This is a genomic window from Azohydromonas sp., assembly GCF_035325925.1.
GTDB lineage: Bacteria > Pseudomonadota > Gammaproteobacteria > Burkholderiales > Burkholderiaceae_C > Calidifontimicrobium.
This window is the reverse complement of sequence record NZ_DAOKZA010000014.1, coordinates 45,204-69,539: the sequence shown is the minus strand read 5'-3', so window position 1 is coordinate 69,539 and position 24,336 is coordinate 45,204. Positions and strand designations below refer to the sequence as shown.

Genomic DNA, 24,336 nt, shown 5'->3' with positions numbered 1-24,336 from the left:
GCTGCCCCCCCGGGGGGCGCCGCCAGCGGACCGGCACAGCCGGATCCGCGGTGGCCGCTCGCACCGCGCGCCCACGCGTCGCAGACCTGCGGCGCGACACGCACCGAGCGCGGCCGCTGAGATGCTCAAGGTCGACGGGCTCAACCAGTACTACGGCGGCAGCCACATCCTGCGCAACGTCGCGTTCGAGGCGGCGCTGGGCGAGGTCACGGTGGTGCTCGGTCGCAACGGGGTGGGCAAGACGACGCTGCTCAAGAGCCTGATGGGCGTGGTGCCGGTGAAGACCGGCACCGTCGCGCTCGACGGGCGCGACCTCACGCGCGAGCCGCCGTACGAGCGCGTGCGCGCCGGCGTCGGCTACGTGCCGCAGGGGCGCGAGATCTTCGGCCGGCTCACCGTCGAGGAGAACCTTCGCATGGGGCTGGCCTACAAGAGCGGCGGCACGCCGATCCCGGCCGAGCTGTACGAGCTGTTCCCGGTGCTGCAGCAGATGCTGCGCCGCCGCGGCGGCGACCTCTCGGGCGGCCAGCAGCAGCAGCTCGCGATCGCGCGCGCACTGGTGGCCGGACCGACGCTGCTGCTGCTCGACGAGCCGACCGAGGGCATCCAGCCGAGCATCATCAAGGACATCGGCGGCGTGATCCGTGCGCTGGCCGACCGCAGCACGATGGCCATCGTGCTCGTCGAGCAGTACTACGACTTCGCCGCCGACCTGGCCGACCGTTACCTGGTCATGCAGCGCGGCGAGGTGGTCGCACGCGGTCGCGGCGCGGCGATGGCCGCCGACGGGGTGCGACGGTTGTTGGCGATCTGAGATGCCGGGCCACGGCGGCCGCGCCATCCGCTCGGACGTGCACCGCCATCGCCCAAAGCGCCGGTGCGCCACCTCGCGGCGACGCGACGCCGCGCCTGCGACCCGTCGACACGCCGCGACGCCTGCGTCGTCGGTCCGCCGGTGCGCGCGAGCGTGCGAAGCACGGCCTCGGCGAACCCGGTCTTGCCGTCGGTGTCGGCCTCGCGATCGGTGCGGTGCCGGCGCGCCAGTTCAGCCTTGAGCTGCGCCTACTCCGCGGCGAGCGCCGGGCTGCGCCGCAGCGCGTCGCGAAAGGCGAGCCTCGCGGTCGACAGCGAGCCGCCGCACGGGACCAGGTGCAGGTGATGGGTGCGGTGCGCCGGCGAGGGTCCGCAGAACCAGGGCATGACGTCGGGCCGGCAGGGCAAGTGCACGCAGCCTGCCGTCGCTGCGCGGTCGATCGCCGGCCGGGACTCGTCCAGCGACGCCACCGGCGCCACGATGTCGATGACCGGCTTTGCCGTCGTGCCGGGCACCGCGGTGCTGCCGATGTGTTCCTCGGGCCCGACGCGGCACGGGGCCAGCAGGTCCTGAAGCACGGCGGCCTCGGCGGCGAACGCCGCGGGCCGGTCGGCGCGGTACGCGACAAGGTCGAAGGGCGCATCAGCCGATGCGGACCTGCGCATCGCCACGGCCGGGCGGCGTCGGCGCGTGCGACCCGGGGCCCGTGAACCGCAAGCGTTCAAGCGACCGCCGCGGACTCGGCTGCGGCCGTGGCGTCGCATCGCCGGCGCGCACTTCAGGACCACATGTCCCTGACGCACCGCCGTCCATCGGCCAGCCCGTCCACGTGTCGAGGGCGTCGAAGTGTCGGATGGGCACGTCCGCGACGGGCGCGGGGTCCACCAGGCGCAGGTTCACCGCGACGCGTCGCTTGCCGTCCTCGTCGACGTCGAAGCCCCACCAGTGGCTCACGTTCGCGCACCTCGGGCAGAGAAGTGCAAGCTCAGCGACTGGCCTCGGACGAAGGCCGTGGTGGGCACGCTGATCGTGACGTCCTCGCCCTCCCATCCGTAGGCTCAGAGGGCGCCATACCTTCGGCCGGCGGTGCAGTCGTCGATGCCGCTGCAGCGGCGCGCACGCACGCCTGTTGCCGCAGACCCTCAGGTGCGCCACACCCGGGGCAGGTGCGGCGCGCGGCCCCACGCCAACCGCCGCCACGCGCCCCACACCTGGCGCAGCCGCTGCAACGCCGGCTCGACGCGCGGCGCGAGCAGGCGCAGCACGACGACGCGGTCGTTCGGTGCGGTGGCACCCTGCGGCAGCGCGGCCGGCGCTTCGTCGAAGCGCGCGGCCGCCAGCAGCGCGTCGCGCCGCGCGGCGTCGACCGGCGACCCGGCGGCGAACCACAGCGTCGCCAGCACGCGGTGCCCGGCGAAGCCCAGCGACCCGTCGAGCAGCGTGCGGTCGTCGGCGGCGACGCGTCCGCGCTCGAGCCAGCGGCCGGGCAGTTCCAGGTGCTGTAGCACGCAGCCACGTTCGAACGGCTCGCCGGCCGCGGGCAGGCCGAGCGCGAGCAGGTCCCAGCCGATCGCCTCGGCGCCGTCGGCCAGCGTGACGATCAGCCGGTTCTCGGCCAGGCAGCCGCTGTAGGCGATGGTTTCCAGCGGCAGCCACTCGAGCCGGCCGCCCGCGCCCACCTCGGCGTGCACCTGCTGCACGGCGGCGTCGCCGGCGCTGCGGTAGAAGCGGTTGGCGCCCGGCGTGGTGACCAGCGCGTGCGCGCCGGCGTCCACGTGCAGGTCGACGTCGAGCCGGTCGCCGCCGACGAAGCCCCCGGGCGGATGCACCAGCACGTGGTGGCACACCGCGGGGCCCTCGGGGTGCAGGGCCTTGAGCACGCGCAGCGGGCCGTGATGACGGTCGTCGCCGACAGTGCGTTCGCCGTCGCGCCGGTAGTGCAGTTGCAGGTGGCCGTGCCAGCCCATCGCGCGGCTCACGCGCCGCGCGTCTTCCAGAAGCGCCGGTGCGTCGCGGCGATCGCTTCGGCCACCTCGGGCACCGGACCGATCACGCGCACGTCCTTCTGGCCGCGCGCGAACACCTCGCGGCACGGCAGGTCCAGCGTCGGGTTCTCGGCGTGGTTGCCGGTCAGCGCCAGCAGGTCGCGCTCGCTCATGCCGTAGACCACGCGGCCGATGTGCGCCCAGTACTGCGTGCCGGCGCACATGGCGCAGGGCTCGACGGTGGTCACCAGCGTGCACTGCCACAGATAGTCGGTGCCCCAGCGGCGCGACGACTCGCGCGCGAGCACCGCCTCGGCGTGGTTGACGCTGTCGACGTTGCCCTGCTCGAGCAGCACCGTCTGATGGTCGGATGCCACCAGCAGCGCGCCGAACGGGTGGTGGCCGGCGTCCATCGCGCGCTGGGCCAGCGCCTGCGCGCGCTGCAGCAGCGCGACGACCTGCGCGCGCGTCGGCTCGGTGCGCGCGTCGGCGGTCATGCCGCGTTCGAGCCGCGGTGCGCCCAGGCGGTGGTGCGCTTCTCGACGATCGAGAACAGCTCGTACATCGCCATCGCCATGATGCCCACCACCACCAGCCCGGCGAACGCGAGCCCCATCTGCATCGAGCTGCCGGCGCTGATCAGCAGGTAGCCGATGCCTTCGTTGGCGGCGGTCATCTCGCTGACCGTGGTGCCGACGAAGGCCAGCGTGATCGCCACCTTGAGTGAGCCGTAGAAGTACGGCAGGGAACGCGGCAGGCCGACCTTGGTCAGCACGTCCCAGCGCTTGGCACCGAGCACGCGCAGCACGTCCTCGAGCTCGGGCTCGAGCGTGGCCAGCCCGGTGGCGATGTTCACCATGATCGGGAAGAACGAGATCAGGAACGCGGTCAGGATCGCCGGGCCGATGCCGATGCCGAACCACACCACCAGGATCGGCACGAATGCCGCCTTGGGCAGCGCGTTGAAGCCGGTCATCAGCGGGTACATCGCGTTGTAGGCGATGCGCGAGCTGCCCATCAGGAAGCCCAGCAGCACGCCGACGACGATGGCCAGCGCGAAGCCGACCATCGTCACCCAGAACGTGCGCCAGGCGTGGGCCAGGATCACGCCGCGGAACTCCCAGAACTGCTCGGCGATGCGCGCCGGGCTCGGGAAGATGAACTCGCTGACGCCGAAGCCGCTGCACACAGCCTGCCACAGCGCGATCGTGGCCACCAGCAGCAGCAACGGCGACCAGCGTTCGAGGGTGCGGGTGTTCATCGCCGGGCCCTCACTGCGGCAGCGTCGCGCTGTGCTGCCGCATCGCGCCGATGTGGCCGCGCAGCTCGTGCACGATGTCGACGAACGCGGCGCTGTAGGTGATCTCCAGGTCGCGCGGGCGTGGCAGGTCGATCTCGCGCTTGACGATCATGCGCCCGGGGCTCTTGCTCATCACGTACACGGTGTCGGCCAGGAACACGCTCTCGCGCAGGTCGTGCGTGACCAGGATGACGTTGAACTTCTGCGCCGCCTGCAGGTCGCGCAGCGCGCACCACAGCTCCTCGCGCGTGAACGCGTCGAGCGCGCCGAACGGCTCGTCGAGCAGCAGCATCTTCGGCTCGTGGATCAGCGCGCGGCAGATGCTCGCGCGCTGCTGCATGCCGCCGGACAGCTGCCAGGGGAACTTGTCCTCGTAGCCACCCAGGCCCACGCTGTGCAGCAGCCGCCGCGCCTTGTCGGCGTACTCGGCGCGCTTGGCGCGAAAGTTCGAGCGGTACGGCTCGACGATCTCCAGCGGCAGCAGCACGTTGTCGAGCGTCGTGCGCCACGGCAGCAGGCTGGGTGCCTGGAACGCCATGCCGGTGATCTTCAGCGGCCCGTCGACCTCGCGCCCGTCGATGACCACCGTGCCCTTGCTCGGGCGCTTCAGCCCGGTGGCCAGCTTCATGAACGTGCTCTTGCCGCAGCCCGAAGGGCCGACGATGGCGATGAACTCCCCGGCGCCGACCTGCAGCGTGATGTCCTCGACCGCGAACTGGCCCCGGGCGAGCAGTTCGTCGTTGTAGGCGAGCCAGACGTTGCGGAAGTCGACGAAGGCACGCCCGCCGCCGGCAGCGGCGGGCACCGGTGGCGGCAGGGTCATTTGCGCGCCGCGGCGAAGATGTCGCGCTCGGCCGCCGGCGGCAGGAAGCCGCCGTTCCACACCGCGTCGGCGTTGACGCGCTCCTTGGTGCCGAAGGCGTCGGACACCTGGCTGGCCATCAGCGCCAGCCGCGGGCCCATCACGTTGCCGAAGCCCTCGGCGCGTGCGTCGGGCGTGAGCACGGTGGCGTCGAGCGCCAGCCGCAGCCGGCGCAGTTCGAGCGCCTCGTTGATGATGCCGTCGCGCGCCTTGACCGTCGCGATGCCGGCCTTCGGGTCGGCGATGACGTCCTTGACGCCCTTGGTGAACGCGCGCAGGAAGGCGCGCACCGCCTCGGGATGGCTCTTCAGGAACGACTCGGAGGCGATGATCACGTTGCCGTACAGCTTCACGCCGTGCTGCGGGTACGGCAGCACGACGATCTCGTCGGGCTTGGCGCCGCGCGCCTCGATGTTGAGCAGCGAGGTGAACGAGAAGCCGGTGATCGCGTCGACGTCGCCGCGCACCAGCATGGTCTCGCGCAGCGGGGGGTCCATCGCGGTCCAGCTGACGTTGCCGATGCCGTTCGCCTTCGCGAAGATCGGCCAGGCCTTGCGCCCGGCGTCGAACACCGGCGCGCCCAGCTTCTTGCCGCTGAGGTCGGCCGGGGTCCTGATGCCGCTCTTCTTCAGCGCCAGCACCGCGGCCGGCGTGTTGTTGTAGACCATCATCACCGCCACCGGCTTGTTCGGTGCGGTCGGGTTGTTGGCGTGGAACTCCATCAGCGCCGCGAGGTCGGCGAAGCCCATGTCGTAGGTGCCGCTGGCCACGCGTGTGACGGTGCCGCCCGAGCCGTTGCCGGCGTCGATCGTCACGTTGAGCTTCTCGTTCTTGAAGTAGCCCTTCGCCGCGGGCATCAGGAACAGCGCCGCCGGGCCCTCGAAGCGCCAGTCGAGCTGGAACTTGATCGGGGTCTCCTGGGCCTGGGCGCCGACGCCGAAGGCGGCGAGCAGCGACGCGGCGGCACCGAGGACGAGGCGGCGGGCGGGGGAACGCAGGGTCATGAGGGGCTCCGGATTGCGTGCGGAAACGGCGACGTGGGTCGAAGCTGCAAATTCTGTGCGCAGTCGGGACGGCCGATGCACCATGGTGAACCCCTAGTCGGTGCACGTCGGCGCCGCCCCGGTGCGCCGGCGTGCACGCGCCGGGTGCGCGGGCTGCGGGGCTCAGCGCAGCAGGTCGTACAGCGTGCGCGCGACCACCTGGGTTGCGCGGCGCAGGTCCTCGAGCACGACATGCTCGTCGGCGCGCTTGGCGTTGCTGTCGAACACGGTGCGCGGGCCGGCGCCGTAGATCGCCGCCGGCACGCCGGCGGCGCCGTACAGCCGCACGTCGGTGTACAGCGGCGTGCCGCTGGTGGGGATCGGCTCGCCGAACACCGCCTCGCCGTGACGCTGCAGCGCGGCCACCAGCTCGGCGTTGCCGGCCGACGGCTTCCACGCCTCGGCCAGCAGCAGGCGCTTGATCTCGACGCGGATGCCGGGGCAGCGCGCGGCGGCCTCGGCGATCACGCGTCGGATGTCGGCCTCGACCTCGACCGGGTTCTCCTCGGGGATCATGCGCCGGTCGAGCTTGAGCACCACCTTGCCCGGCACGACGTTGGTGTTGGTGCCGCCTTCGATGCGCCCGACGTTGAGGTACGGGTGGGTGATGCCCGGCACCTGCGAGCGCACCTGCCTGTACAGCGTGTTCTGACGGTACAGCGCCTCGAGGATGGCCACCGCGCCCTGCAGCGCGTCGACGCCGGTGTCGGGGATCGCCGCGTGCGCCATCTGCCCGTGCACCGTGACCTCCATCTGCAGGCAGCCGTTGTGCGCGACGACGACCTGGTAGCTGAAGCCGGCGGCGATCAGCAGGTCGGGCTTCGTCAGCCCCTGGCCGAGCAGCCAGCCGGGGCCCAGTTCGCCGCCGAACTCCTCGTCGTAGGTGAAGTGCAGCTCGACGCCGCCGGCCAGCGGCTCGCCCACGGCGTGGCTCACGGCCTCGAGCGCGCGCACCGCGTGGATGTAGGTCGTGAAGTCGCTCTTGCTGACCGCCGACGCGCGGCCATAGAGCCTGCCGCTTTCGATCTCGCCGCCGTAGGGGTCGTGCGTCCAGCCCTCGCCCGGCGGCACGACGTCGCCATGCGCGTTCAGCGCGATCGTGCGGCCGCCGTCGCCGTAGCGGCGGCGAACGATCAGGTTGGTGATCGACCGCAGGCCGCAGGCGTGCACGCGCTCGGCCGGCACCGGGTGCTTCTCGGCGTTCCAGCCGATCGCCGCGAGCAGCTCGGCGGTGCGCTCGGCGTGCGGCGCGTTGTCGCCCGGTGGCGTGTCGGTGGGCACGCGCACCAGTTCCTGCAGCAGGCGCACCTGCTCGTCGAAGTGCGCGTCGATCCAGGCGTCGAGTCGTTCGTAGCTCATCGCGGGTTCTCGCTGGCCAGTTGCTCGAGCAGGTGCGCGAACGCGCGCACCGACAGCTCGATGTCGTCGTTGGTGCTCGACTCGAGCGGGTTGTGGCTGATGCCGGCGTTCAGGCCGCGCACGAACAGCATCGCCTGCGGCATGACCTCGTGCAGCTTCATCGCGTCGTGGCCGGCGCCGCTGGGCATGCGGTGCACCGGCAGCCCCAGCGCCTGCACGGCGCGCTCCCAGCGCTGCTGCCACGCCGGGGCGCTGGGCGCGGCGGCGGCGCGCATCGTCTCCTCGATGCGGTACGACAGCCCGCGCGCGTGGCAGATGCGCCCGAGCTCGGCGAGCACGTCGGCGGTGCAGGCGTCGCGCACCGGGTCGGTGGTGGCGCGGATGTCGAGGCTGAAGCGGCAGCGCCCCGGCACGACGTTGATCGAGCCGCCCGGCACCTCGAGCATGCCGATCGTGCCGACCAGGTTCGGCACCGCGGCGGCGCGCTGCTCGACGAACAGCGCGAGTTCGGCGACGGCGACCGCGGCGTCGCGGCGGCGGTCCATCGGCGTCGTGCCGGCGTGGCTGGCCATGCCGACGACCTCGCCGACGCAGCGCACGCCGCCGTTGATCGACGTGACGACGCCCAGCGGCAGGTCGAGTTCGTTCAGCACGGGTCCCTGCTCGATGTGCACCTCGACGAAGCCGAGGTAGCGCCGCGGGTCGCGCCGCAGCGCGTCGATGGCCTCGAGCGTGGCCGGCAGGCCGGCGGCGCGCATCGCGTCGCGCATCGTCACGCCGTCGGCGTCGGTCTGGTCGAGCCACGCCGGGTCGAAGTGGCCGGTGAGCGCGCCCGAGCCGAGGAAAGTGGCCTTGTAGCGCTGGCCTTCCTCCTCGGCGAAGCCGACCACCTCGATGCCGAACGGCAGTCGCCGCCCCGCGCGGTGCAGTTCGCGCACCACCGCCATCGGCACGAAGATGCCCAGCCGGCCGTCGTACTTGCCGCCGTTGCGCACGGTGTCGTAGTGGCTGCCGGTGAGCAGGCGCGTCGCGGCGGGGTCGCTGCCGTGGTAGACGCCGACCACGTTGCCCACCGCGTCGATCGAGACCTCGTCGAAGCCGGCGTGTTTCATCCACGCGCGCAGCCGGTGCGCGCAGGCCCGGTGCGCGTCGGTGAGGTAAGTCACGGTGAGCTGGCCCTGCTCCCTGAAGCCGGGGTCGCTGTCGGTGGCGAGTTCCTCGGCCCAGTCCCACACCAGGTTGCCCAGCTCGGGGGTGACGCCGAACTTGTCGTTCAAGCGGATCTCGGCGATGCGGTGGACGTGGCGCAGCGCCTCGGCGAGCTCGAAGTCGGGGTGGTGGCCCAGGCGGCGCTCGAAGGTGGCGATGATTTCGGCCTTGGACAGGCCGGTGCCGCGCGGCCCGCGCACCGCGAGGATGAACGGGAAGCCGAACTTCGCGTTGTAGTCGGCGTTCAGGCGCTGGATCCGGGCGAATTCGTCGGGCGTGCACTCGGTCAGCCCCGCCTTGCCCTGCTCGCGGGTCGACTCGGCGGTGAGCGTCCTCGCGACCATCGCCTTGCCGGCGAGCTCGGGGTGCGCGCGGATCAGCGCCAGCTGCGCGTCGCGGCCGGCGTCGCGCACCGCCTCGACCAGCGCGAGCTTGAGCTGCGCGAGGCTCGCGAAGCCGGCGGCCGGACGCCGCGTCCATGCGCGCTCGGCGATCCACGGCGAGTGTTCGTAGGTGCCGTCGAGCAGCGCGACGAACTCGCTCGACGAGGCGGAGTTGATCCGTGACAGGTTCGGTGGCATGGTCATTCCCAGACGAAGGCGGTGTTCGCGTCGAACGGGTGCGTCGCGCGCCAGTGCCGCGCGATGTCGATGCGCCGCGTGATCCACACGCGGTCGTGCTTCTGCACGTGGTCGAGGAAGCGCTGCAGCGCGCGCATGCGCCCCGGGCGGCCGAGCAGCCGGCAGTGCATGCCAATCGACATCATGCCCGGGCCGCCGTCGCCGTCCGCCGGGTCACGATCGCCTTCGGCGTAGTGCACGTCGAAGGCGTCGCGCAGGTACCGGAAGAACTCGTCGCCGTGGCTGTAGCCCTGCGGCAGCGCGAAACGCATGTCATTGGCGTCGAGCGTGTACGGCACCACCAGGTGCGGCGCCAGCGCGCCGTCGCTGCGGCGCACCTGCAGCCACAACGGCAGGTCGTCGCCGTAGTAGTCGCTGTCGTACTCGAAGCCACCGAAGTCCGCGACGAGGCGGCGCGTGTTCGGGCTGTCGCGACCGGTGTACCAGCCCAGGCCGTGCACGTGGCCCGGCGTGCCGCCGCGCGGGCCGGTCAGGCGCTCGATGATCGCGATGCCGGTGCGCAGGTGCTCGCGCTCGGTGGCCTCGTCGACGTTCTGGTAGTGGATCCAGCGCCAGCCGTGGCACGCGATCTCGTGACCGAGCTCGACGAAGGCGGCGGTGACCTCGGGGCAGCGCTCGAGCGCCATCGACACGCCGAACACCGTCAGCGGCAGGCCGCGCCGCTCGAACTCGCGCAGGATGCGCCAGACGCCGACGCGCGCGCCGTACTCGTAGATGCCCTCCATGCTGAGGTGGCGCGCCGCGAAGGCCGGTGGGTTGAACATCTCGGACAGGAACTGCTCGCTGCCGGCGTCGCCGTGCAGCACGCTGTTCTCGCCGCCTTCCTCGTAGTTCAGCACGAACTGCACCGCGACGCGGGCGTTGCCGGGCCAGCACGCGTGCGGCGGGTGGCGTCCGTGGCCGCGCAGGTCGCGCGGGTAGGGGGTCGACGGCGGCGTCATGGCGGCTCCGGTCGGATGGGGCGGGTCAGCGCGGGCGCAGCGCGCTGGCGAGGTCGGGCACGCGCGGATCGAGGTGCAGGTTGCGCTCGACGTTGCCCAGGTGGTGCTCCATCAGTCGCACCGCGGCCTTGGCGTCGCGCCGCTCGAGCGCGTCGACGATCTGCACGTGCTCCTCCTGCGAGTGGCCGGCCGAGTGCGACGACTGGTACATCAGCGCGATCAGCGACGAGCGGCTGAGCAGGTCGGCCAGCAGGTCGGCGAGCACGTCGTTGCCGAGCATGCGCGCCAGCACGACGTGGAAGTCGGCGAGCAGCCGCGTGCGCCCGCTGACGTCGGTGCGTGTCACGGCGTCGCGCTCGGTCTTCAGGTGCGCGCGCAGCTCGGCGACCTGGGCATCGCTGATGCGCTCGGCGAGGCGGCGCACCAGCGCCGCCTCGAGCATCGTGCGCACCTCGAACACCTGGCGCGCCTCGTCGACGCTGGGCTGCGCGACGAAGGCGCCGCGCGCCGGCTCGAGCGTGACGAGGTGGTCGCGGCTGAGCTGGTTCAGCGCCTGGCGCACCACGGTGCGCGAGACGCCGAAGATGTCGGCGATCTGCTGCTCGGCCAGCTTGGTGCCCGGCATCAGCCGGCGCTCGACGATCGCGGTGGTGACGGACTCGACGATGCGCCCGGTGCTCGAGCCCTCGCCGGCCTTCGCGCGCCGACCCGCGGCGCGGCGCGCGTCGGCGTCGACGACCTGGAGCTGGGCGCGGCTGCGGGGCATGTCGGTGCTCGCGTGGTTGACGTGTGTTCGTAAGTGTATACACTTTCTGGTACCACGCAAGCATCGCGTGCCGACCCCCTTCCACCATGCGCGCGCGGCGCGCGAGAGTCACCACCCATGGGCAAACTCACCACGCATGTGCTCGACACCGCCAACGGCTGCCCCGCCGCCGGCATGCGCGTGCGGCTGCTGCGCCTCGACGGCGGCGAGCGCGAGCTCAAGTCGATCGAGCTCAACGACGACGGGCGCGCCGAGGCGCCGCTGCTCGAGGGCGACACGCTGCAGCGTGGCCGCTACCGCCTGTTGTTCTCGGTGGCGGCGTACTTCCGCGCGCGCGGCACGCCGCTCGCCGACCCGCCGTTCCTCGACGAGGTGCCGCTGGACTTCGGCATCGCCGACCCGGCGGCGCACTACCACGTGCCGCTGCTGGCCAGCCCCTGGAGCTACGGCACCTACCGCGGGTCCTGAGCGGCGATGGACGACGGCACCGTCACGACGGCCTCGGCCTGTCGTGCGGGTGGATTGCGGGAAAACCCGGGCAGCGCTGGTTCACAGAACTGTATACACTTTCTTCACGTCGCCGCGGAGCCCGCGCGGCGGGGCCCTGGCGGGCGCCGTCGTTCGAGTTTGCGACGTTCGCTCCTCACAGAGCCCGCCGTGGTGAGGGGAAGCTGCCCGGACCGGCACCACGGCGGGCGGGTTCCTCCGACACGGTGAGCGCGCGATGGACGCATACCTCCTCGACTGGGTCAACCTGCTGCTGCGCTGGGCGCACGTGATCACCGCGATCGCGTGGATCGGCTCGTCGTTCTACTTCGTGCTGCTCGACAACAGCCTGAGCAGGCCGCAGGACCAGGACCTGAAGGACAAGGGCGTCGACGGCGAGATGTGGGCCGTGCACGGCGGCGGCTTCTACCACTCGAACAAGTACATGGTCGCGCCGCGCTGGCGCCCGCTGCCCGAGAACCTGCACTGGTCGTACTGGGAGAGCTACAGCACGTGGCTGACCGGCTTCGCGCTGTTCACCGTGCTGTACCTGTTCAACGCCGGCAGCTTCCTCGTCGACAAGACCGTGCACGACTGGTCGCCGAGCGCGGCGATCGTCGCCGCGCTCGTCTTCCTGGTCGCCTTCTGGTTCATCTACGACGCGATCTGCCGCCTGTTCGGGCAGAAGCGGCACGGCGACCTGGTCGTCGGCGCCAGCGTCTTCGCGTTCGTCGTGTTCGCGTCGTGGCTGGCGTGCCAGCTGTTCGCCGGGCGCGCCGCGTTCCTGCTGGTCGGCGCGATGCTCGCCACGGCGATGAGCGCCAACGTGTTCTTCTGGATCATCCCGGGCCAGCGCAAGGTCGTCGCCGACCTGCGCGCCGGGCGCAACCCCGACCCGATCCACGGCCGGCGCGGCAAGCAGCGCAGCGTGCACAACACCTACTTCACGCTGCCGGTGATCGTCGCGATGCTGTCCAACCACTACGGCTGGCTGTACTCGGGCCCGAACAACTGGCTGGTGCTGGTGCTGCTGATGCTCGCCGGCGCGCTGATCCGCCACAGCTTCGTCGCGCGCCACAAGGCGCACGTCGAGCACCGCCGCGCGCCGTGGGAGCACGCGGTCGTCGGCACCGCGGTGCTGGTCGGCCTGGCGGTGTGGCTGGCGCCACCGCCACCCAGCGCCGAGGCGAAGGCGCTGGCCGCGGCGCCGGCCGGCTACGCCGAGGTGCGCGCGGTGGTCGAGCAGCGCTGCGTGATCTGCCACAACGCCGACGTGCAGAACAAGAACGTCGCGCTGCACACGCCCGAACTGCTCAAGCAGCACGCGCAGGCCGTGTACCAGCAGACCGCGGTGCTCAAGCTGATGCCGCTGAACAACGCGACGCAGATCACCGACGCCGAGCGCGCGCTGGTCAAGCGCTGGTTCGACAACGGTGCACCGGTGCACTGACCCGCCCGATCCCGACCCGCCGCGCGCCGCGCGGGACCGCCCACCCCGGGCCGCGACGCGGCCCACCGTCCGCCCCCCCTTGCCGAGGAGACAAGCATGTCCACAACCGCCGTCCACCCGGTGGACGAGAGGCTCCCCGCCGGCCGGCTGACCGCGCTCGGGCTGCAGCACGTGCTGGTGATGTACGCCGGCGCGGTCGCGGTGCCGCTGATCGTCGGCCGCGCGCTGAAGCTCAGTCCCGAGCAGGTCGCGCTGCTGATCTCGGCCGACCTGTTCGCCTGCGGCATCGTCACGCTGATCCAGTCGCTGGGTTTCACGAAGCACTTCGGCATCAAGCTGCCGGTGATGATGGGCGTGACCTTCGCCGCCGTCGGTCCGATGGTCGCGATGGCCAACGCGCAGAGCGGCGTCGAGGGCGCGCGCGCGATCTTCGGCGCGATCATCGGCGCCGGCGTGCTCAGCGTGCTGATCGCGCCGCTGATGAGCCGGCTGCTGCGCTTCTTTCCACCGGTGGTCACCGGCACGATCATCGCGATCATCGGCATCAGCCTGATGCGCGTCGGCGTGGGCTGGGCGATGGGCGGTCCGGCGCCGATGGCGCAGAACGTCGACGTGCCCAGGCTCGTCGAGATGACCAAGCTGATCGAGCCGGCGCTGGCCGCGCCGGTGGCCCCCGGCGCCGCGCCGCCGGCGGTGCGCCTGCCCGGCCCGATCCCGATGGTCGACAACCCGGCCTACGCCGCGCTCGACAACCTGGCGGTGGCCGGCCTCGTGCTGGTGTTCATCCTGCTGCTGGTGAAGTACACGAAGGGCTTCGTCGCCAACATCTCGGTGCTGCTGGGCATCGTGCTGGGCTGCGTCGTCGCCGCGGCGATGGGCAAGATGCACTTCGACAAGGTCGCCAAGGCGCACTGGTTCGACGTCGTCACGCCGTTCGCCTTCGGCATGCCGACCTTCGACATCGTGATGATCCTGACGATGACGCTGGTGATGATCGTCGTGATGATCGAGTCGACCGGCATGTTCCTCGCGCTGTCGGACATCACCGGCAAGAAGATCGGGCAGGCGGAGCTCGCCGCCGGGCTGCGCACCGACGGTCTGGGCACGGTGATCGGCGGCGTCTTCAACACCTTCCCGTACACCAGCTTCAGCCAGAACGTCGGCCTGGTCGGCGTCACCGGCGTGCGCAGCCGCTGGGTCACGGTGGCCGGCGGGGTGATCATGATCGTGCTCGGGCTGCTGCCGAAGATGGCCGCGTTCGTCGAGAGCATCCCCACCTTCGTGCTCGGCGGCGCCGGGCTGGTGATGTTCGGCATGGTCGCGGCCACCGGCATCCGCATCCTGTCGACGGTCGACTACAAGCACAACCGCAACAACCTGTACATCGTCGCGCTGTCGATCGGGTTCGGGCTGATCCCGCTGGTGGCGCCGCGCTGGACGCAGCACATGGCGCACAGCCTGCACCCGCTGCTCGAGTCGGGCATCCTGCTCACCGCGGTGGCCGCGGTGGTGCTGAACCTGTTCTTCAACGGCGCCAGGGGCGACACCGCCGGCGCGATCGAGGCGGCCAAGACCGCCGAGGCGCACTGATCGAGACCACCCCGGCAGCGCCGGCGGCCGGGCCTGCCCGGCTTCGGCGCATCGCCCCGCTTCCGCGACCGAGCCCGATCCACCGTCAGGAGAACCCCATGCCGACGATCCGCGTCGAACTGTTCGAGGGCCGCACGCCGCAGCACAAGCAGGCGCTGGCCCGCGAACTCACCGAGGCCTGCGTGCGCGTGCTCGGCGGCAGCGCCGACGCCGTCGACGTCGTCTTCTACGACATCCGCCGCCACGACTGGGCCACCGGCGGCGTGCTGTGGAGCGAGAAGACCGCCCCGAAGCCGGCCGGCGGCTGAGCATCGCCCTCGCTCAGAACGGCACGCTCCAGCGCGCCGACAGCAGCCAGCCGCGCCCCGGGGCCGGTTCGAAGAAGCGCTGGTTCGCCTCGTTGACGATCACGCTGCCGACGACGCGGCGGCCGGCGAGGTTGTCGATCCTGCCGAGCAGGTCGAGCCGGCCCGCGCCGAGATCGATGCGCCACTGCGCGCGCAGCGACAGCAGCGCGAAGCCGGCGGCGAAGTCGGTGTTCGCGTCGTCGACCGGCAGGTCGCCCTGCGCACGGCCCTCCAGCGCCAGTTCGACGGCCGGCGCCGGCAGCCAGGCCAGTTCGGCGTAGCCCCAGCGCTGCAGCGTGCCGGCGATGCGGCGGCCCGCCGACAGCGGACCATCGACGTAGGTCGCGTCGAGCCAGGTGGCCGCCAGCTGCGCACGCCAGGCCTCGGCGATGCGCCAGCGCAGGTCCAGCTCGGCGCCGTGGCGCCGCGTGCGCCCGACGTTGCGGAACACCGTGCGCCCGCCGCTGCTCGACGCGACGCCGATCTCGTCGTCGGTGCGCGCGTCGAACCACGCCGCGTCGAGCGCGACGCCGTCGGCCGGCCGCCACTTCGCGCCGAGCTCCCATTGGCGGCTGGTCTGCGCTCGCAGCGCGCGGTTCAGCCCGCTCTCGCCGCCCGGGCGGTAGGCCAGCTCGTTGAAGGTCGGCGACTCGAAGCCGCGCGCCGCGCTCAGGTAGAGCCGCAGCGCCGGCGCCGCGCGCCACTGCAGCGCCCCCACCGGTTGCGTGTAGGCGAACGACAGGCGCCCCGAGTCGTCGGGGTTCAGCGGCGCATCGCCGGGGTTCGTGCCGGGGACGACGAAGCGGTCGTCTGAACGGAAGTCGACCCGACCGTGGCGCAGGCCCAGCGTGGCGGTCCAGGCGCCGGCGAGGTCGAACTGCGCCTGCGCGTAGCCGTCGCGCGTGCGCACGCGGTTGCGTTCGTCGCGGCGCAGCGCGCCGGTCACGCCGAGCACGCGTGCGTCGCCGTCGCCGACGAAGTTGAAGTGGCCGCGCCGTTCCTCGGCGCTGGTCTCGGTGGCCGCGCCGGCCACCAGGTCCAGCGCACGCTGCCCGGCGATCGTCCAGCGCCAGACGAGGCGGGCGTCGACGCCGTGGTAGTCGCGGTCGAAGTCGATCACGCCGCCCGGGTGCGTCGGGCTGGCCGACTGCACGGTGTCGGGGATCGACTGCCACTGCGTCACCGCGCGGCGTCCCGCGTAGACGCCGACCCGGCTCTCGCGCAGTGCGCCGTCGCCGTCGAAGCGGTGCTGCCACTGCACGCCGGCCTGCGTCTGCCGCGTGTCCTTGCGCGTGTGGTATCGAAAGCCCTGGCCGGGGCGCTGCTGCGGCAGCGCGATCGCGGCGGTCTGGTCGGGGTCGGCCTCGAACTGCGCGCGCGTGAGCCCCAGCGGGTCGAGGGCGGGCTGGTCGATGGCGTTGAGCACGACCACCACGCGGTCGTGCGCGCCGTCCCAGCCCAGCCGCACGTTGCCCAGCCTGCGCTCGGCGCGGCTGTGCGGGCGCAAGCCGTCGATGTCGAACTGCCCGAACTGCGCGCGCAGGCTGAAGCCGCCGTCGAACGGCGACTCGACGCCGGCGCGCCACTGGCGCAGCCCGTCGCTGCCCAGGTCGCCGGCGAGCGTGACCCGGCGGTCGGCCGGCGCGGCGCTGACCAGCGACACCACGCCGCCTGAACTGGGCCCGTACAGCGCCGAGAACGGCCCGCGCAGCACCTCGATGCGCCGCGCGCCGGCGAGGTCGAAGTGCGACACCTGCCCCTGGCCGTCCGGGCCGCTGGCGGGGATGCCGTCGCTGTACAGCCGCATGCCGCGCACGCCGAAGCTGGCGCGCGCGCCGAAGCCGCGCGAGTGGATCTGCAGGTCCTGCGCGTGGTTGTGGCGGTGGTGGGCGACGATGCCCGGCACGCGCGTGAGCGCCTCCGACAGGTTGACCATCGGACCGGCGGCGCGCAGTTGCCGCGCGTCGACGACGCCGACCGCGTACGGCGTGTCGAACAGCCGCAGCGCGGTCCCGCTGGCGGTGACCACGACGCGCTCGGCGTCGTCGTCCTGTGCGGCAGCCTGGGCGACGGCGGCGAGCAGCCACGCCACGAGCGCGCCTCCGCGACGTCGGGCGACGCGCGGGCGACCGCAGCCAGGCGGGCAGGGTGGCAACGGTGCGGCGCGGCGATCGGGGCGTGGGGCCACGGCGCGCGAGTGTAGGAGGCCTGCCCGGCCCGCGCAGGCCCGGGGTTGCCGCGCGCCGGTCGCTGGCCGTCGCGCGGCGTTCGGGCCGACAATGCGCCGCGCCACGACCGCCGAGGACCGCGATGCCCGCCGAGATGCCGCCGCTGGACACCGACCTGCAACGCGCGCTCGAAGCCGTGTCGACGGCGACGCTGACCACCGTGCTGCTGAAGAGGGGCCTGCGCAACGTCTGGATTCGCGGTGCGCGACCGCTGGCGGCGCCGGCGCCGCGGCGGGTCGGTCGCGCGTTCACGCTGCGCTTCGTGCCGGCGCGCGAGGACCTGGCGACACCGGCGTCGTGGGGCGCGCCGGTGTCGACGCGCGCGGCGATCGAGGCGATGCCCGCCGGGTGCATCGCGGTGGTCGGCGCGATCGGCGTGACCGACGCCGGCATCTTCGGCGACATCCTGTGCGCGCGCATGCGGCGGCGCGGCGTCGCGGCGCTGGTCACCGACGGCGTCGTGCGCGACGCCGCCGGCGTGCTCGGCACCGGGTTGCCGGTGTGGTGCGGCGGCACCGCGGCGCCGCCCTCGGTGGCGGGGCTGACCTTCGTCGGCTGGCAGCAGCCGGTCGGCTGCGGCGGCGTCGCGGTGTTCCCGGACGACGTGATCGTCGCAGACGGCGACGGCGCGGTGCTGATCCCGGCGGCGCTGCTCGACGCGGTCGCCGCCGAAGCCGTCGAACAGGAGCGGCTCGAGGGCTGGATCATGCGCGAGGTCGAAGGCGGCGCGGCGCTGCCGGGGCTGTACCCGCCGGACGCCGTGCACGCGGCGCGTTACCAGGCCTGGGCGCGCGAACATGGCGGCTGAAGGGTGATGACCGCGCTGCTCGTGCTCGTGTTCCTCGCCGTGCCGGCGCTCGCGCTGGCGCTGGTGCAGCGCCAGGCGTGGGCGCACCGGGTCGGCGCGATCGTGCTGTGTTACGCGGCCGGGCTGCTGGCCGGCAACCTCGGCCCGCTGCCGGCTTCGGGGCTGCCGGTGCAGAAAGCGGTGTCGGAGGCGGCGATCGCGCTGGCGCTGCCGATGATCCTGTTCACGGTGGACCTGCGCGCGTGGTCGCGCATCGCCGGGCGTGCGCTGGTGTCGATGGCGCTGGCGGTGCTGTCGGTGGTGGCCGTCGCGGTGGCGCTGGCCTTCGCGTGGCGCGCGCAAGGCGTGGCCGCCGCGCACGAACTGGCAGGGCTCGCGGTGGGCGTGTACACCGGGGGCACGCCGAACCTGGCGGCGATCAAGACCGGGCTCGGCGTCGACGACACGCGCTACCTCGTGTTCAACGCGTTCGACACCGCGGTCGGTGCCGCCTACCTGTTGTTCATGCTGACGCTGGCGCCGCGGCTGGCGGCGCGCTGGCTGCGCCCGCCGCCCGCCGCGACCCGCTCGGGCGCGGGCGAACCCGTCGACGGCGACGCCGGCTCGGCGCACGACGACGACTACCGCGAGCTGCTGACGCGCGCCGGGCTGGTCGGCGCGGTGCGCAGCCTGGGCGTGGCGGCGCTCGTCGTCGCCGCCGCGGTGGGCATCGGCGAGGCGGTCGGCGGCGCCCACGCGACCGCGCTGGTCGTCGCGCTGCTCGCGACCTTCGGCCTGGCCGCGTCGCTGCTGCCGGCGGTGCGCCGGCTCGCGGTGTCGTACAAGACCGGCATGTACCTGATCTACGTGTTCAGCTTCGCGGTCGCGTCGATGGCGCGGCTCGACGCGATCGAGTGGGCCGACCTGTCGCTGCTGGGCTTCGTCGTCGCCGCGGTGTTCGGCAGCCTCGCGCTGCACGCGCTGCTGGCACGGATCGCCGGCATCGACGCCGGCACCTTCCTCGTCACCTCGGTGTCGGCGATCTGCTCGCCGGCCTTCGTGCCGCTGGTCGCGCGCTCGCTGGGCCGCCGCGAGCTGCTGGCCTCGGGCATCGGCACCGGCGTCATCGGCTACGCGATCGGCACCCAGCTGGGCATCGCCGTGGCGCTGCTGATGCGCAGCCACGCCTGACCGCCATGCCCGACACGCCGACACCGCCCGCCCACGACGGCCTGCCGCCCGCGGGCCGCCCCGCCGACGCCGTGCTGCACGACCTCGAGCGCTTCGGTGCCGACGACCCCGACTACCGCCACGGCCGGCTGTGGAGCCTGGTGTACTGGCTCGACGAGGCGCACGACGAGTTCCTCGCCCGGGCCTGGCGCCTGTACGCGTCGGCCAACGCGCTGAACCCCGGCGCGTTCAGGAGCCTCAAGCGTATGGAAGGCGAGATCGTCGCCGCGGTGGCGCGCCTGCAGCACGGCGACGCGGCGACCTGCGGCGTGCTCACCTCGGGCGGCACCGAGAGCTGCCTGCTCGCCGCCAAGACCTACCGCGACCTGGCGCGCGCGACGCGGGGCGTCAGGCGCGCGCGCATGGTGCTGCCCGTCAGCGCGCACGTCGCGTGGTTCAAGGCCGCCGAGTACTTCGACATCGAGCCGGTGCTGCTGCCGCTGGACGCGCGGCTGCGCGCCGATGTCTCGAAGCTCGAGGCGTTGATCGACCGCGACACGGTGATGGTGCTCGGCTCGGCGCCCGAGTACCCGCACGGCACGATCGACCCGATCGAGGCGATGGGCGAGATCGCGGCACGCCGCGGCGTGCCGCTGCACGTCGACGCCTGTGTCGGCGGGATGATCCTGCCGTTCATGGCGATGAACGGCGTGCCGGTGCCGCCGTGGGACTACCGTGTGCCCGGCGTGACCTCGATCTCGACCGACTTGCACAAGTACGGCTACGCGGCCAAGGGCGCGTCGACGATCACCTACCGCCGGCTGGACCTGTTCGCGCACCAGGCCTTCGTCAAGGAGGACTGGCCGGGCGGCGTGTTCGCGTCGCCGGCGCTGCTGGGCACGCGCGCCGGCGGCGCGTACGCCGCGGCCTGGGCGACGCTGCAGCGCCTGGGCACCGACGGCTACCGCGACCTCGCGCTGCGCACCCACGAGGCCTTCACCCGGCTGCGCGACGGCGTGGCGGCGATCGGCGGCCTGGCCGTTCTCGGCGAGCCCAGCGGCCCGCTGCTGGCCTACGGCTCGAGCGACCCGGCGCTGGCGATCTACGCGGTGGGCGACCGCATGGACGCGCGCGGCTGGTCGGTGAACCGCGTGCAGCGCCCCGAGGGGCTGCACGCGATGGTCACCGCGCAGCACGCGGCGGTGGTCGATCGCTACCTCGCCGACCTGGCGGCCTCGGTGGCCGAGGTGCGCGCCGATCCGTCGCTGGCGCGCCGGGGCAGCGCGGCCACCTACGGCATGCTCGCGCACGTGCCGCTGCGCGGCCTGGTGCGGCGGCAGGTGCGCGAGATGTTCGTTCGCCAGTACGCGCAGGGCGCGGCGCCGCTGGACGTGCACGCCGAAGCGCCGGGCGCGCAGCCCGGCGCGCGCGGCTGGGTCGAGCGCCTGGCGCTGCGCTACGTCGACTGGCAGCGGCGGCGTGGCGCGCGGCGTTGACGTCGCGCACCGTCGCGGGGATCCGGGAGAACGCATGAAACGCTACGACGAGCTCCTCGACGACGCGCGCACGCGGGTGCGCGAGCTGATGCCGTGGGACCTGCGCGAGCGCCTGCAGCGCTCGCCGGCGCCGCTGTTGCTCGACGTGCGCGAGCCCGCGGAGTTCGGGCGCCTGCGCATCGCCGGCGCACTGAACGTGCCGCGCGGGCTGCTCGAGCAGGCCTGCGAGTGGGACCACGACGTCACCGAGCCGGTGCTCGCCGGCGGCCGCGACGCCGAGGTCGTCGTGGTGTGCCGCTCGGGCCACCGATCGCTGCTGGCGGCCGACGTGATGCAGGCGATGGGCTTCGTCGACGTCGCGTCGCTGCGCACCGGCCTGCGCGGCTGGAACGACGCCGAGTTACCGCTGGTCGACGGCGCCGGCCACGCGGTCGACGCCGATGCGGCCGAGGCCTGGCTGTCGCCGCCGCTGCGCCCCGAGCAGCGGCGCCCGCGCCCGCGGTAGCGGGCGCGGGCGGGTTCAGCCGGCGTCGCCGTGCGCCGCCGGCAGCCAGCGCCGCAGGTGCACCGCGTTGGCCGCGCCGCGCGCGCGGGCGCGCGCCAGCTCGGCGCGCGCGATGCCGCGCAGGTGCACCTCGTCGGGGCCGTCGAGCAGGCGCAGCGCGCGGCCCCAGCTCCACAGCCGCGCCAGCGGCGTGTCGGGTGACAGCCCCATCGCGCCGAACACCTGGATCGCGCGGTCGAGCACCCGCGTCTGCAGCTGCGCGGTGACCAGCTTGATCGCCGACGCGTCGATGCGCGCCGCGTCGCCGCCGTCGCGGTCGAGCCGCCACGCGGTGCGCAGCACCAGCAGCCGCGCCTGGTCGATCTCGACGCGCGAGTGCGCGATCCAGTCGCGCACGTTGGCGAAGTCGCCGATGCGCTCGCCGAAGGCGCGGCGTTCGAGCGCGCGCTCGCACATCAGTTCGAGCGCCAGCTCGCACTGGCCGATGCTGCGCATCGCGTGGTGCACACGCCCGGGGCCGAGCCGCGTCTGCGCCATCGCGAAGCCGGCGCCGGTCTCGCCGAGCAGGTCGCCGGCGCCGACGCGCACGTCGCGCAGCACGATCTCGCAGTGGCCTTCGAGCGCGACGTGGTCGAGCACCGGGATGTTGCGCTCGACGGCCAGCCCGGGGGTGTCGAAAGGCACCGTGACGATCGAGTGCGCGCGGTGCGCGTCGAGTGCGTCGGCGTGGCGCGCCAGCACCAGCGCGACGCGGCACAGCGGGTGCGCGGCGCCGGTGACGAACCACTTGCGTCCGTTCAGGCGCCAGCCGTCGCCGTCGCGCTCGAGTCGCGTGGCCAGCTGCGTCGGGTCCGACGACGCGACGTCGGGCTCGCTCATCGCGAAGCACGAACGGATCTCGCCGCGCAGCAGCGGGGCCAGCCAGCGCTCGCGCTGCGCCGGCGTCGCGAAGCGCTGCAGCAGCTCGACGTTGCCGCTGTCGGGCGCCTGGCAGTTGAAAACCTCCGCCGACCACGGCACGCGTCCCATCGTCTCGGCGAGCGGCGCGTAGTCGAGGTGGTCGAGCCGCGTGCCCGGCTGGTCGGGGCGCAGCGTCGGCTGGCACAGGTTCCACAGCCCGAGCGCGCGCGCCTGCGCCTGCAGCGGCTCGAGCACGTCGAACGGGTACGCCCCGGCGTCGGCCCAGCGGTGCCAGTCGGCCAGCGACGGCAGCAGCAGGTCGTCCATGAAGCGCTGCAGGCGCTGCTGCAGCGCGACGCTGGTGGTCGAGGGCGAGAAGTCCATGGCAGCCCGATCGTCTCAGCGCCGCGACGCGGCGGCTGTCGCGCGCGCGACGCTATTCGCCGTCGCCGAAGCTGTCGCGGCTGGCGAACAGCAGGTCGCGGAAGTTCTGCGCCGCCGGCGACAGCGAGCGGTCGGCGTGGAACAGCAGCGAGATCTCGCGCTCGACGCGCGGCTTGGTCACGGGACGCGTCACCAGCCCCAGCGCACGCGCCAGCCGCGACATCGCCGAGGTCATCACCGCGATGCCCAGCCCCGCCTCGACCATGCCCAGGATCGTCAGCGGCAGCGCGACCTCGTAGCGCCGTTCGAGCCTGATGCCCTCGTGCGCCAGCGCGAAGTCGAGCTGCTCGCGCACCGCGTTGCCCGGCGGCGGGCCGATCAGCGGGATCGGCGCGATGTCGCGCCAGCTCAGCTCCCTGCGCCGCGCGAACGCGTGGTCCGGGCGCATCACGGCGACGAACACGTCGGTGACGAGCAGCCGCGCGCTGATGTCGCGCTGCGCCCCGGTGTCCGAGCCGAGGCCGAAGTCGACCTCGCCGGTGCGCACCTTCTCGATCACCTCGTGCTCGGGCACGTCGTAGAGGTTGACCTTGACGCCGGGATTGTCCTCGGCGTAGCGGCGCATCACCGGCGGTAGCATCAGTGCCGCCTGCAGCGACGCGGCGGCGATCGACACGCGCCCGCGCCCGAGCGTGCGCAGTTCGGCCGAGCTGCCGAGTACGCTGTCGAGATCGGCCATGGCCTTGCGCGCCAGCGGCAGGATCTCGGCCCCGGCGTGGGTCAGCCGCAGCATGCGCGTGTGGCGGTCGAACAGGCGCAGGCCGAGGTTCTCCTCGAGCTCGCGCACCAGTGTGCTCACCGACGACTGCGACAGGTCGAGCCGCTCGGCGGCGCGCGTGAAGTGCTGCGCCTCGGCGACGGCGATGAAGGCGCGCAACTGGCGCAGCGTCACATTCATAGGTTCACCTGATCAACTTATCCCAGTATGCCCGTTCCTCGATGAGCGATGAGATGCAACGATGCATCGACGGTTTCGACCACCGTGCCGACAGAGCACATGCAACAGGAGACGACGAATGGCGCATTCGATGCTGATGCGATGGGGACGTGGACTGGCGGCGGCGCTGCTGATCGCCGCCGGCGCCGCGGTGCACGCGCAGGACAAGGTGAGCGTGACCACGACCTGGTTCGCGCAGGCCGAACACGGCGGGCTGTATCAGGCGCTGGCCACCGGGATCTACAAGAAGCACGGGCTCGACGTGACGATCCGCATGGGCGGGCCGCAGGTCAACGGCATCCAGCTGCTGCTGGCCGGGCAGAGCGACTTCGTCATGAACTACGACTTCGCGGTGCTGTCGGGCGTCGAGCGCGGCTTCCCGCTGGTCACCGTCGCGGCGCCGTTTCAGTTCGACATCCAGGGCCTGCTGGCGCACGACGACGTCACCGACCTGTCGCAGCTGAAGGACCGCACGGTGCTCGTCGCCGGCACCGGCACCACCTACTGGTGGCCGTGGGTGAAGAAGAAGTACGGCCTGACCGACGCGCACATGCGTCCGTACACCTTCAACATGCAGCCGTTCTTCGCCGACCGCAACATCGTGCAGCAGGCGTTCCCGTCGTCCGAGCCGTACCAGGCGCAGCAGCGCGGGCTGAAGACCAACTTCTTCCTGCTGTCGGCGCACGGCTACCCGCCGTACACGCAGGCGCTGACGACGACGCGCAAGATGGTCGACGAGAAGCCCGACGTGGTGCAGCGCTTCGTGCGCGCGTCGATCGAGGGCTGGAAGAGCTACCTCGCGAACCCGGCGCCGGCCAACGAGCTGATCAAGAAGGACAACCCGAACATGACCGACGGCCAGCTGGCCTTCGGGCTGGCCAAGCTCAAGGAGATGGGCGTGGTCACCGGCGGCGACGCGGCCAGGCTGGGTATCGGCATCATGACCGACGAGCGCTGGGAGCGCACCGCGAAGTTCATGGTCGAGTGGGGGCTGCTCAAGCCCGACACCGACTGGAAGCGCGCGTACACGACGAAGTTCGTCAAGGACCTGGGCATCATGCCCTGACGCGGCCACC

Annotated in this window: 24 protein-coding genes; 10 read left to right on the top strand and 14 right to left on the bottom strand. The window is 72.7% G+C overall.

What is annotated here, in order from left to right; genetic code table 11:
- Window positions 1-121: 121 nt before the first annotated feature.
- Window positions 122-814, top strand: a complete 693-nt coding sequence (gene urtE / locus PKC53_RS07505; protein WP_324427749.1) for an urea ABC transporter ATP-binding subunit UrtE — start codon at window positions 122-124, stop codon at window positions 812-814.
- A 248-nt stretch (window positions 815-1,062) separates the two neighbouring features.
- Here urtE and PKC53_RS07500 read toward each other — a convergent pair whose 3' ends face one another.
- The 11 genes from PKC53_RS07500 to PKC53_RS07450 all read right to left on the bottom strand — a co-directional run bounded on the left by PKC53_RS07500 (window position 1,063) and on the right by PKC53_RS07450 (window position 10,920).
- Window positions 1,063-1,479: a GrpB family protein gene (locus tag PKC53_RS07500; protein WP_324427775.1), complete on the bottom strand. Its 417-nt coding sequence runs from the start codon at window positions 1,477-1,479 to the stop codon at window positions 1,063-1,065.
- On the bottom strand, window positions 1,457-1,768 hold the full coding sequence (locus PKC53_RS07495) for a hypothetical protein (protein WP_324427748.1): 312 nt from the start codon (window positions 1,766-1,768) through the stop codon (window positions 1,457-1,459). Before PKC53_RS07495 ends, PKC53_RS07500 begins: the two co-directional genes overlap by 23 nt.
- Before the next feature lie 188 nt (window positions 1,769-1,956).
- A complete protein-coding gene (locus PKC53_RS07490; protein ID WP_324427773.1) occupies window positions 1,957-2,781 on the bottom strand; it encodes an urease accessory protein UreD in 825 nt (274 codons plus the stop codon).
- Between the two features lie 8 nt (window positions 2,782-2,789).
- Window positions 2,790-3,296 (bottom strand): nucleoside deaminase, encoded by a 507-nt coding sequence (locus PKC53_RS07485; RefSeq protein WP_324427747.1) that lies wholly within the window; start codon window positions 3,294-3,296, stop codon window positions 2,790-2,792.
- Window positions 3,293-4,060, bottom strand: a complete 768-nt coding sequence (locus PKC53_RS07480; protein ID WP_324427746.1) for an ABC transporter permease — start codon at window positions 4,058-4,060, stop codon at window positions 3,293-3,295. The genes PKC53_RS07485 and PKC53_RS07480 overlap by 4 nt, the downstream gene beginning before the upstream one ends.
- A gap of 10 nt (window positions 4,061-4,070) precedes the next feature.
- A complete protein-coding gene (locus PKC53_RS07475) occupies window positions 4,071-4,922 on the bottom strand; it encodes an ABC transporter ATP-binding protein (protein WP_324427745.1) in 852 nt (283 codons plus the stop codon).
- Entirely contained in the window at window positions 4,919-5,965 is a 1,047-nt protein-coding gene (locus PKC53_RS07470) for an ABC transporter substrate-binding protein (RefSeq protein ID WP_324427744.1), read from the bottom strand. The genes PKC53_RS07475 and PKC53_RS07470 overlap by 4 nt, the downstream gene beginning before the upstream one ends.
- Before the next feature lie 162 nt (window positions 5,966-6,127).
- Entirely contained in the window at window positions 6,128-7,363 is a 1,236-nt protein-coding gene (locus PKC53_RS07465; RefSeq protein ID WP_324427743.1) for a M20/M25/M40 family metallo-hydrolase, read from the bottom strand.
- On the bottom strand, window positions 7,360-9,153 hold the full coding sequence (uraD, locus tag PKC53_RS07460; RefSeq protein ID WP_324427742.1) for a 2-oxo-4-hydroxy-4-carboxy-5-ureidoimidazoline decarboxylase: 1,794 nt from the start codon (window positions 9,151-9,153) through the stop codon (window positions 7,360-7,362). The genes PKC53_RS07465 and uraD overlap by 4 nt, the downstream gene beginning before the upstream one ends.
- Before the next feature lie 2 nt (window positions 9,154-9,155).
- Complete coding sequence (gene puuE / locus PKC53_RS07455; protein ID WP_324427741.1) at window positions 9,156-10,154, bottom strand: allantoinase PuuE; 999 nt, start codon at window positions 10,152-10,154, stop codon at window positions 9,156-9,158.
- 25 nt (window positions 10,155-10,179) lie between these two features.
- Entirely contained in the window at window positions 10,180-10,920 is a 741-nt protein-coding gene (locus PKC53_RS07450; protein ID WP_324427740.1) for a GntR family transcriptional regulator, read from the bottom strand.
- Between the two features lie 117 nt (window positions 10,921-11,037).
- Between PKC53_RS07450 and uraH the strand changes: the two genes are divergently transcribed.
- From uraH to PKC53_RS07430, 4 genes are all read left to right on the top strand, one after another.
- Window positions 11,038-11,388 (top strand): hydroxyisourate hydrolase, encoded by a 351-nt coding sequence (gene uraH / locus PKC53_RS07445; protein ID WP_324427739.1) that lies wholly within the window; start codon window positions 11,038-11,040, stop codon window positions 11,386-11,388.
- Between the two features lie 256 nt (window positions 11,389-11,644).
- Complete coding sequence (locus PKC53_RS07440) at window positions 11,645-12,856, top strand: urate hydroxylase PuuD (protein ID WP_324427738.1); 1,212 nt, start codon at window positions 11,645-11,647, stop codon at window positions 12,854-12,856.
- A 96-nt stretch (window positions 12,857-12,952) separates the two neighbouring features.
- Complete coding sequence (locus PKC53_RS07435; protein WP_324427737.1) at window positions 12,953-14,446, top strand: nucleobase:cation symporter-2 family protein; 1,494 nt, start codon at window positions 12,953-12,955, stop codon at window positions 14,444-14,446.
- 98 nt (window positions 14,447-14,544) lie between these two features.
- Window positions 14,545-14,754: a 4-oxalocrotonate tautomerase gene (locus tag PKC53_RS07430; protein ID WP_324427736.1), complete on the top strand. Its 210-nt coding sequence runs from the start codon at window positions 14,545-14,547 to the stop codon at window positions 14,752-14,754.
- 13 nt (window positions 14,755-14,767) lie between these two features.
- Here the strand turns inward: PKC53_RS07430 and PKC53_RS07425 are convergent, their stop codons facing one another.
- Window positions 14,768-16,885, bottom strand: coding sequence for a TonB-dependent receptor (locus tag PKC53_RS07425; RefSeq protein WP_324427735.1), 2,118 nt, complete (start codon window positions 16,883-16,885; stop codon window positions 14,768-14,770).
- Window positions 16,886-17,103: 218 nt separating this feature from the next.
- Here PKC53_RS07425 and PKC53_RS07420 point away from each other — a divergent pair, with 218 nt between their 5' ends.
- From PKC53_RS07420 to PKC53_RS07405, 4 genes are read left to right on the top strand one after another with little or no spacing between them, the layout of a single operon-like run.
- Window positions 17,104-17,829, top strand: coding sequence for a ribonuclease activity regulator RraA (locus tag PKC53_RS07420; protein WP_324427734.1), 726 nt, complete (start codon window positions 17,104-17,106; stop codon window positions 17,827-17,829).
- A gap of 6 nt (window positions 17,830-17,835) precedes the next feature.
- Window positions 17,836-18,999, top strand: coding sequence for a DUF819 family protein (locus PKC53_RS07415; protein ID WP_324427733.1), 1,164 nt, complete (start codon window positions 17,836-17,838; stop codon window positions 18,997-18,999).
- A gap of 5 nt (window positions 19,000-19,004) precedes the next feature.
- Window positions 19,005-20,474 (top strand): aminotransferase class V-fold PLP-dependent enzyme, encoded by a 1,470-nt coding sequence (locus PKC53_RS07410; RefSeq protein WP_324427732.1) that lies wholly within the window; start codon window positions 19,005-19,007, stop codon window positions 20,472-20,474.
- 34 nt (window positions 20,475-20,508) lie between these two features.
- Window positions 20,509-20,979, top strand: coding sequence for a rhodanese-like domain-containing protein (locus tag PKC53_RS07405; RefSeq protein ID WP_324427731.1), 471 nt, complete (start codon window positions 20,509-20,511; stop codon window positions 20,977-20,979).
- Window positions 20,980-20,994: 15 nt separating this feature from the next.
- Here the strand turns inward: PKC53_RS07405 and PKC53_RS07400 are convergent, their stop codons facing one another.
- On the bottom strand, window positions 20,995-22,263 hold the full coding sequence (locus PKC53_RS07400) for an acyl-CoA dehydrogenase family protein (RefSeq protein ID WP_324427730.1): 1,269 nt from the start codon (window positions 22,261-22,263) through the stop codon (window positions 20,995-20,997).
- A gap of 52 nt (window positions 22,264-22,315) precedes the next feature.
- The gene (locus PKC53_RS07395) at window positions 22,316-23,221 is read right to left on the bottom strand and encodes a LysR family transcriptional regulator (RefSeq protein WP_324427729.1); all 906 of its coding nucleotides are present in this window, start codon (window positions 23,219-23,221) and stop codon (window positions 22,316-22,318) included.
- A 136-nt stretch (window positions 23,222-23,357) separates the two neighbouring features.
- Between PKC53_RS07395 and PKC53_RS07390 the strand changes: the two genes are divergently transcribed.
- The gene (locus PKC53_RS07390; protein ID WP_324427771.1) at window positions 23,358-24,326 is read left to right on the top strand and encodes an ABC transporter substrate-binding protein; all 969 of its coding nucleotides are present in this window, start codon (window positions 23,358-23,360) and stop codon (window positions 24,324-24,326) included.
- Window positions 24,327-24,336 lie beyond the last annotated feature (10 nt).

Coding starts and splice junctions, on each gene's coding strand:
- PKC53_RS07475 (WP_324427745.1), bottom strand. CDS start 4,922: ATGACCCTGCCGCCACCGGTGCCCGCCGCTGCCGGCGGCGGGCGTGCC.
- PKC53_RS07415 (WP_324427733.1), top strand. CDS start 17,836: ATGACCGCGCTGCTCGTGCTCGTGTTCCTCGCCGTGCCGGCGCTCGCG.
- PKC53_RS07395 (WP_324427729.1), bottom strand. CDS start 23,221: ATGAATGTGACGCTGCGCCAGTTGCGCGCCTTCATCGCCGTCGCCGAG.
- puuE (WP_324427741.1), bottom strand. CDS start 10,154: ATGACGCCGCCGTCGACCCCCTACCCGCGCGACCTGCGCGGCCACGGA.
- PKC53_RS07470 (WP_324427744.1), bottom strand. CDS start 5,965: ATGACCCTGCGTTCCCCCGCCCGCCGCCTCGTCCTCGGTGCCGCCGCG.
- PKC53_RS07400 (WP_324427730.1), bottom strand. CDS start 22,263: ATGGACTTCTCGCCCTCGACCACCAGCGTCGCGCTGCAGCAGCGCCTG.
- PKC53_RS07420 (WP_324427734.1), top strand. CDS start 17,104: ATGCCCGCCGAGATGCCGCCGCTGGACACCGACCTGCAACGCGCGCTC.
- PKC53_RS07450 (WP_324427740.1), bottom strand. CDS start 10,920: ATGCCCCGCAGCCGCGCCCAGCTCCAGGTCGTCGACGCCGACGCGCGC.
- PKC53_RS07500 (WP_324427775.1), bottom strand. CDS start 1,479: ATGCGCAGGTCCGCATCGGCTGATGCGCCCTTCGACCTTGTCGCGTAC.
- uraH (WP_324427739.1), top strand. CDS start 11,038: ATGGGCAAACTCACCACGCATGTGCTCGACACCGCCAACGGCTGCCCC.
- PKC53_RS07410 (WP_324427732.1), top strand. CDS start 19,005: ATGCCCGACACGCCGACACCGCCCGCCCACGACGGCCTGCCGCCCGCG.
- urtE (WP_324427749.1), top strand. CDS start 122: ATGCTCAAGGTCGACGGGCTCAACCAGTACTACGGCGGCAGCCACATC.
- uraD (WP_324427742.1), bottom strand. CDS start 9,153: ATGCCACCGAACCTGTCACGGATCAACTCCGCCTCGTCGAGCGAGTTC.
- PKC53_RS07490 (WP_324427773.1), bottom strand. CDS start 2,781: ATGGGCTGGCACGGCCACCTGCAACTGCACTACCGGCGCGACGGCGAA.
- PKC53_RS07465 (WP_324427743.1), bottom strand. CDS start 7,363: ATGAGCTACGAACGACTCGACGCCTGGATCGACGCGCACTTCGACGAG.
- PKC53_RS07430 (WP_324427736.1), top strand. CDS start 14,545: ATGCCGACGATCCGCGTCGAACTGTTCGAGGGCCGCACGCCGCAGCAC.
- PKC53_RS07405 (WP_324427731.1), top strand. CDS start 20,509: ATGAAACGCTACGACGAGCTCCTCGACGACGCGCGCACGCGGGTGCGC.
- PKC53_RS07480 (WP_324427746.1), bottom strand. CDS start 4,060: ATGAACACCCGCACCCTCGAACGCTGGTCGCCGTTGCTGCTGCTGGTG.
- PKC53_RS07390 (WP_324427771.1), top strand. CDS start 23,358: ATGCGATGGGGACGTGGACTGGCGGCGGCGCTGCTGATCGCCGCCGGC.
- PKC53_RS07485 (WP_324427747.1), bottom strand. CDS start 3,296: ATGACCGCCGACGCGCGCACCGAGCCGACGCGCGCGCAGGTCGTCGCG.
- PKC53_RS07435 (WP_324427737.1), top strand. CDS start 12,953: ATGTCCACAACCGCCGTCCACCCGGTGGACGAGAGGCTCCCCGCCGGC.
- PKC53_RS07440 (WP_324427738.1), top strand. CDS start 11,645: ATGGACGCATACCTCCTCGACTGGGTCAACCTGCTGCTGCGCTGGGCG.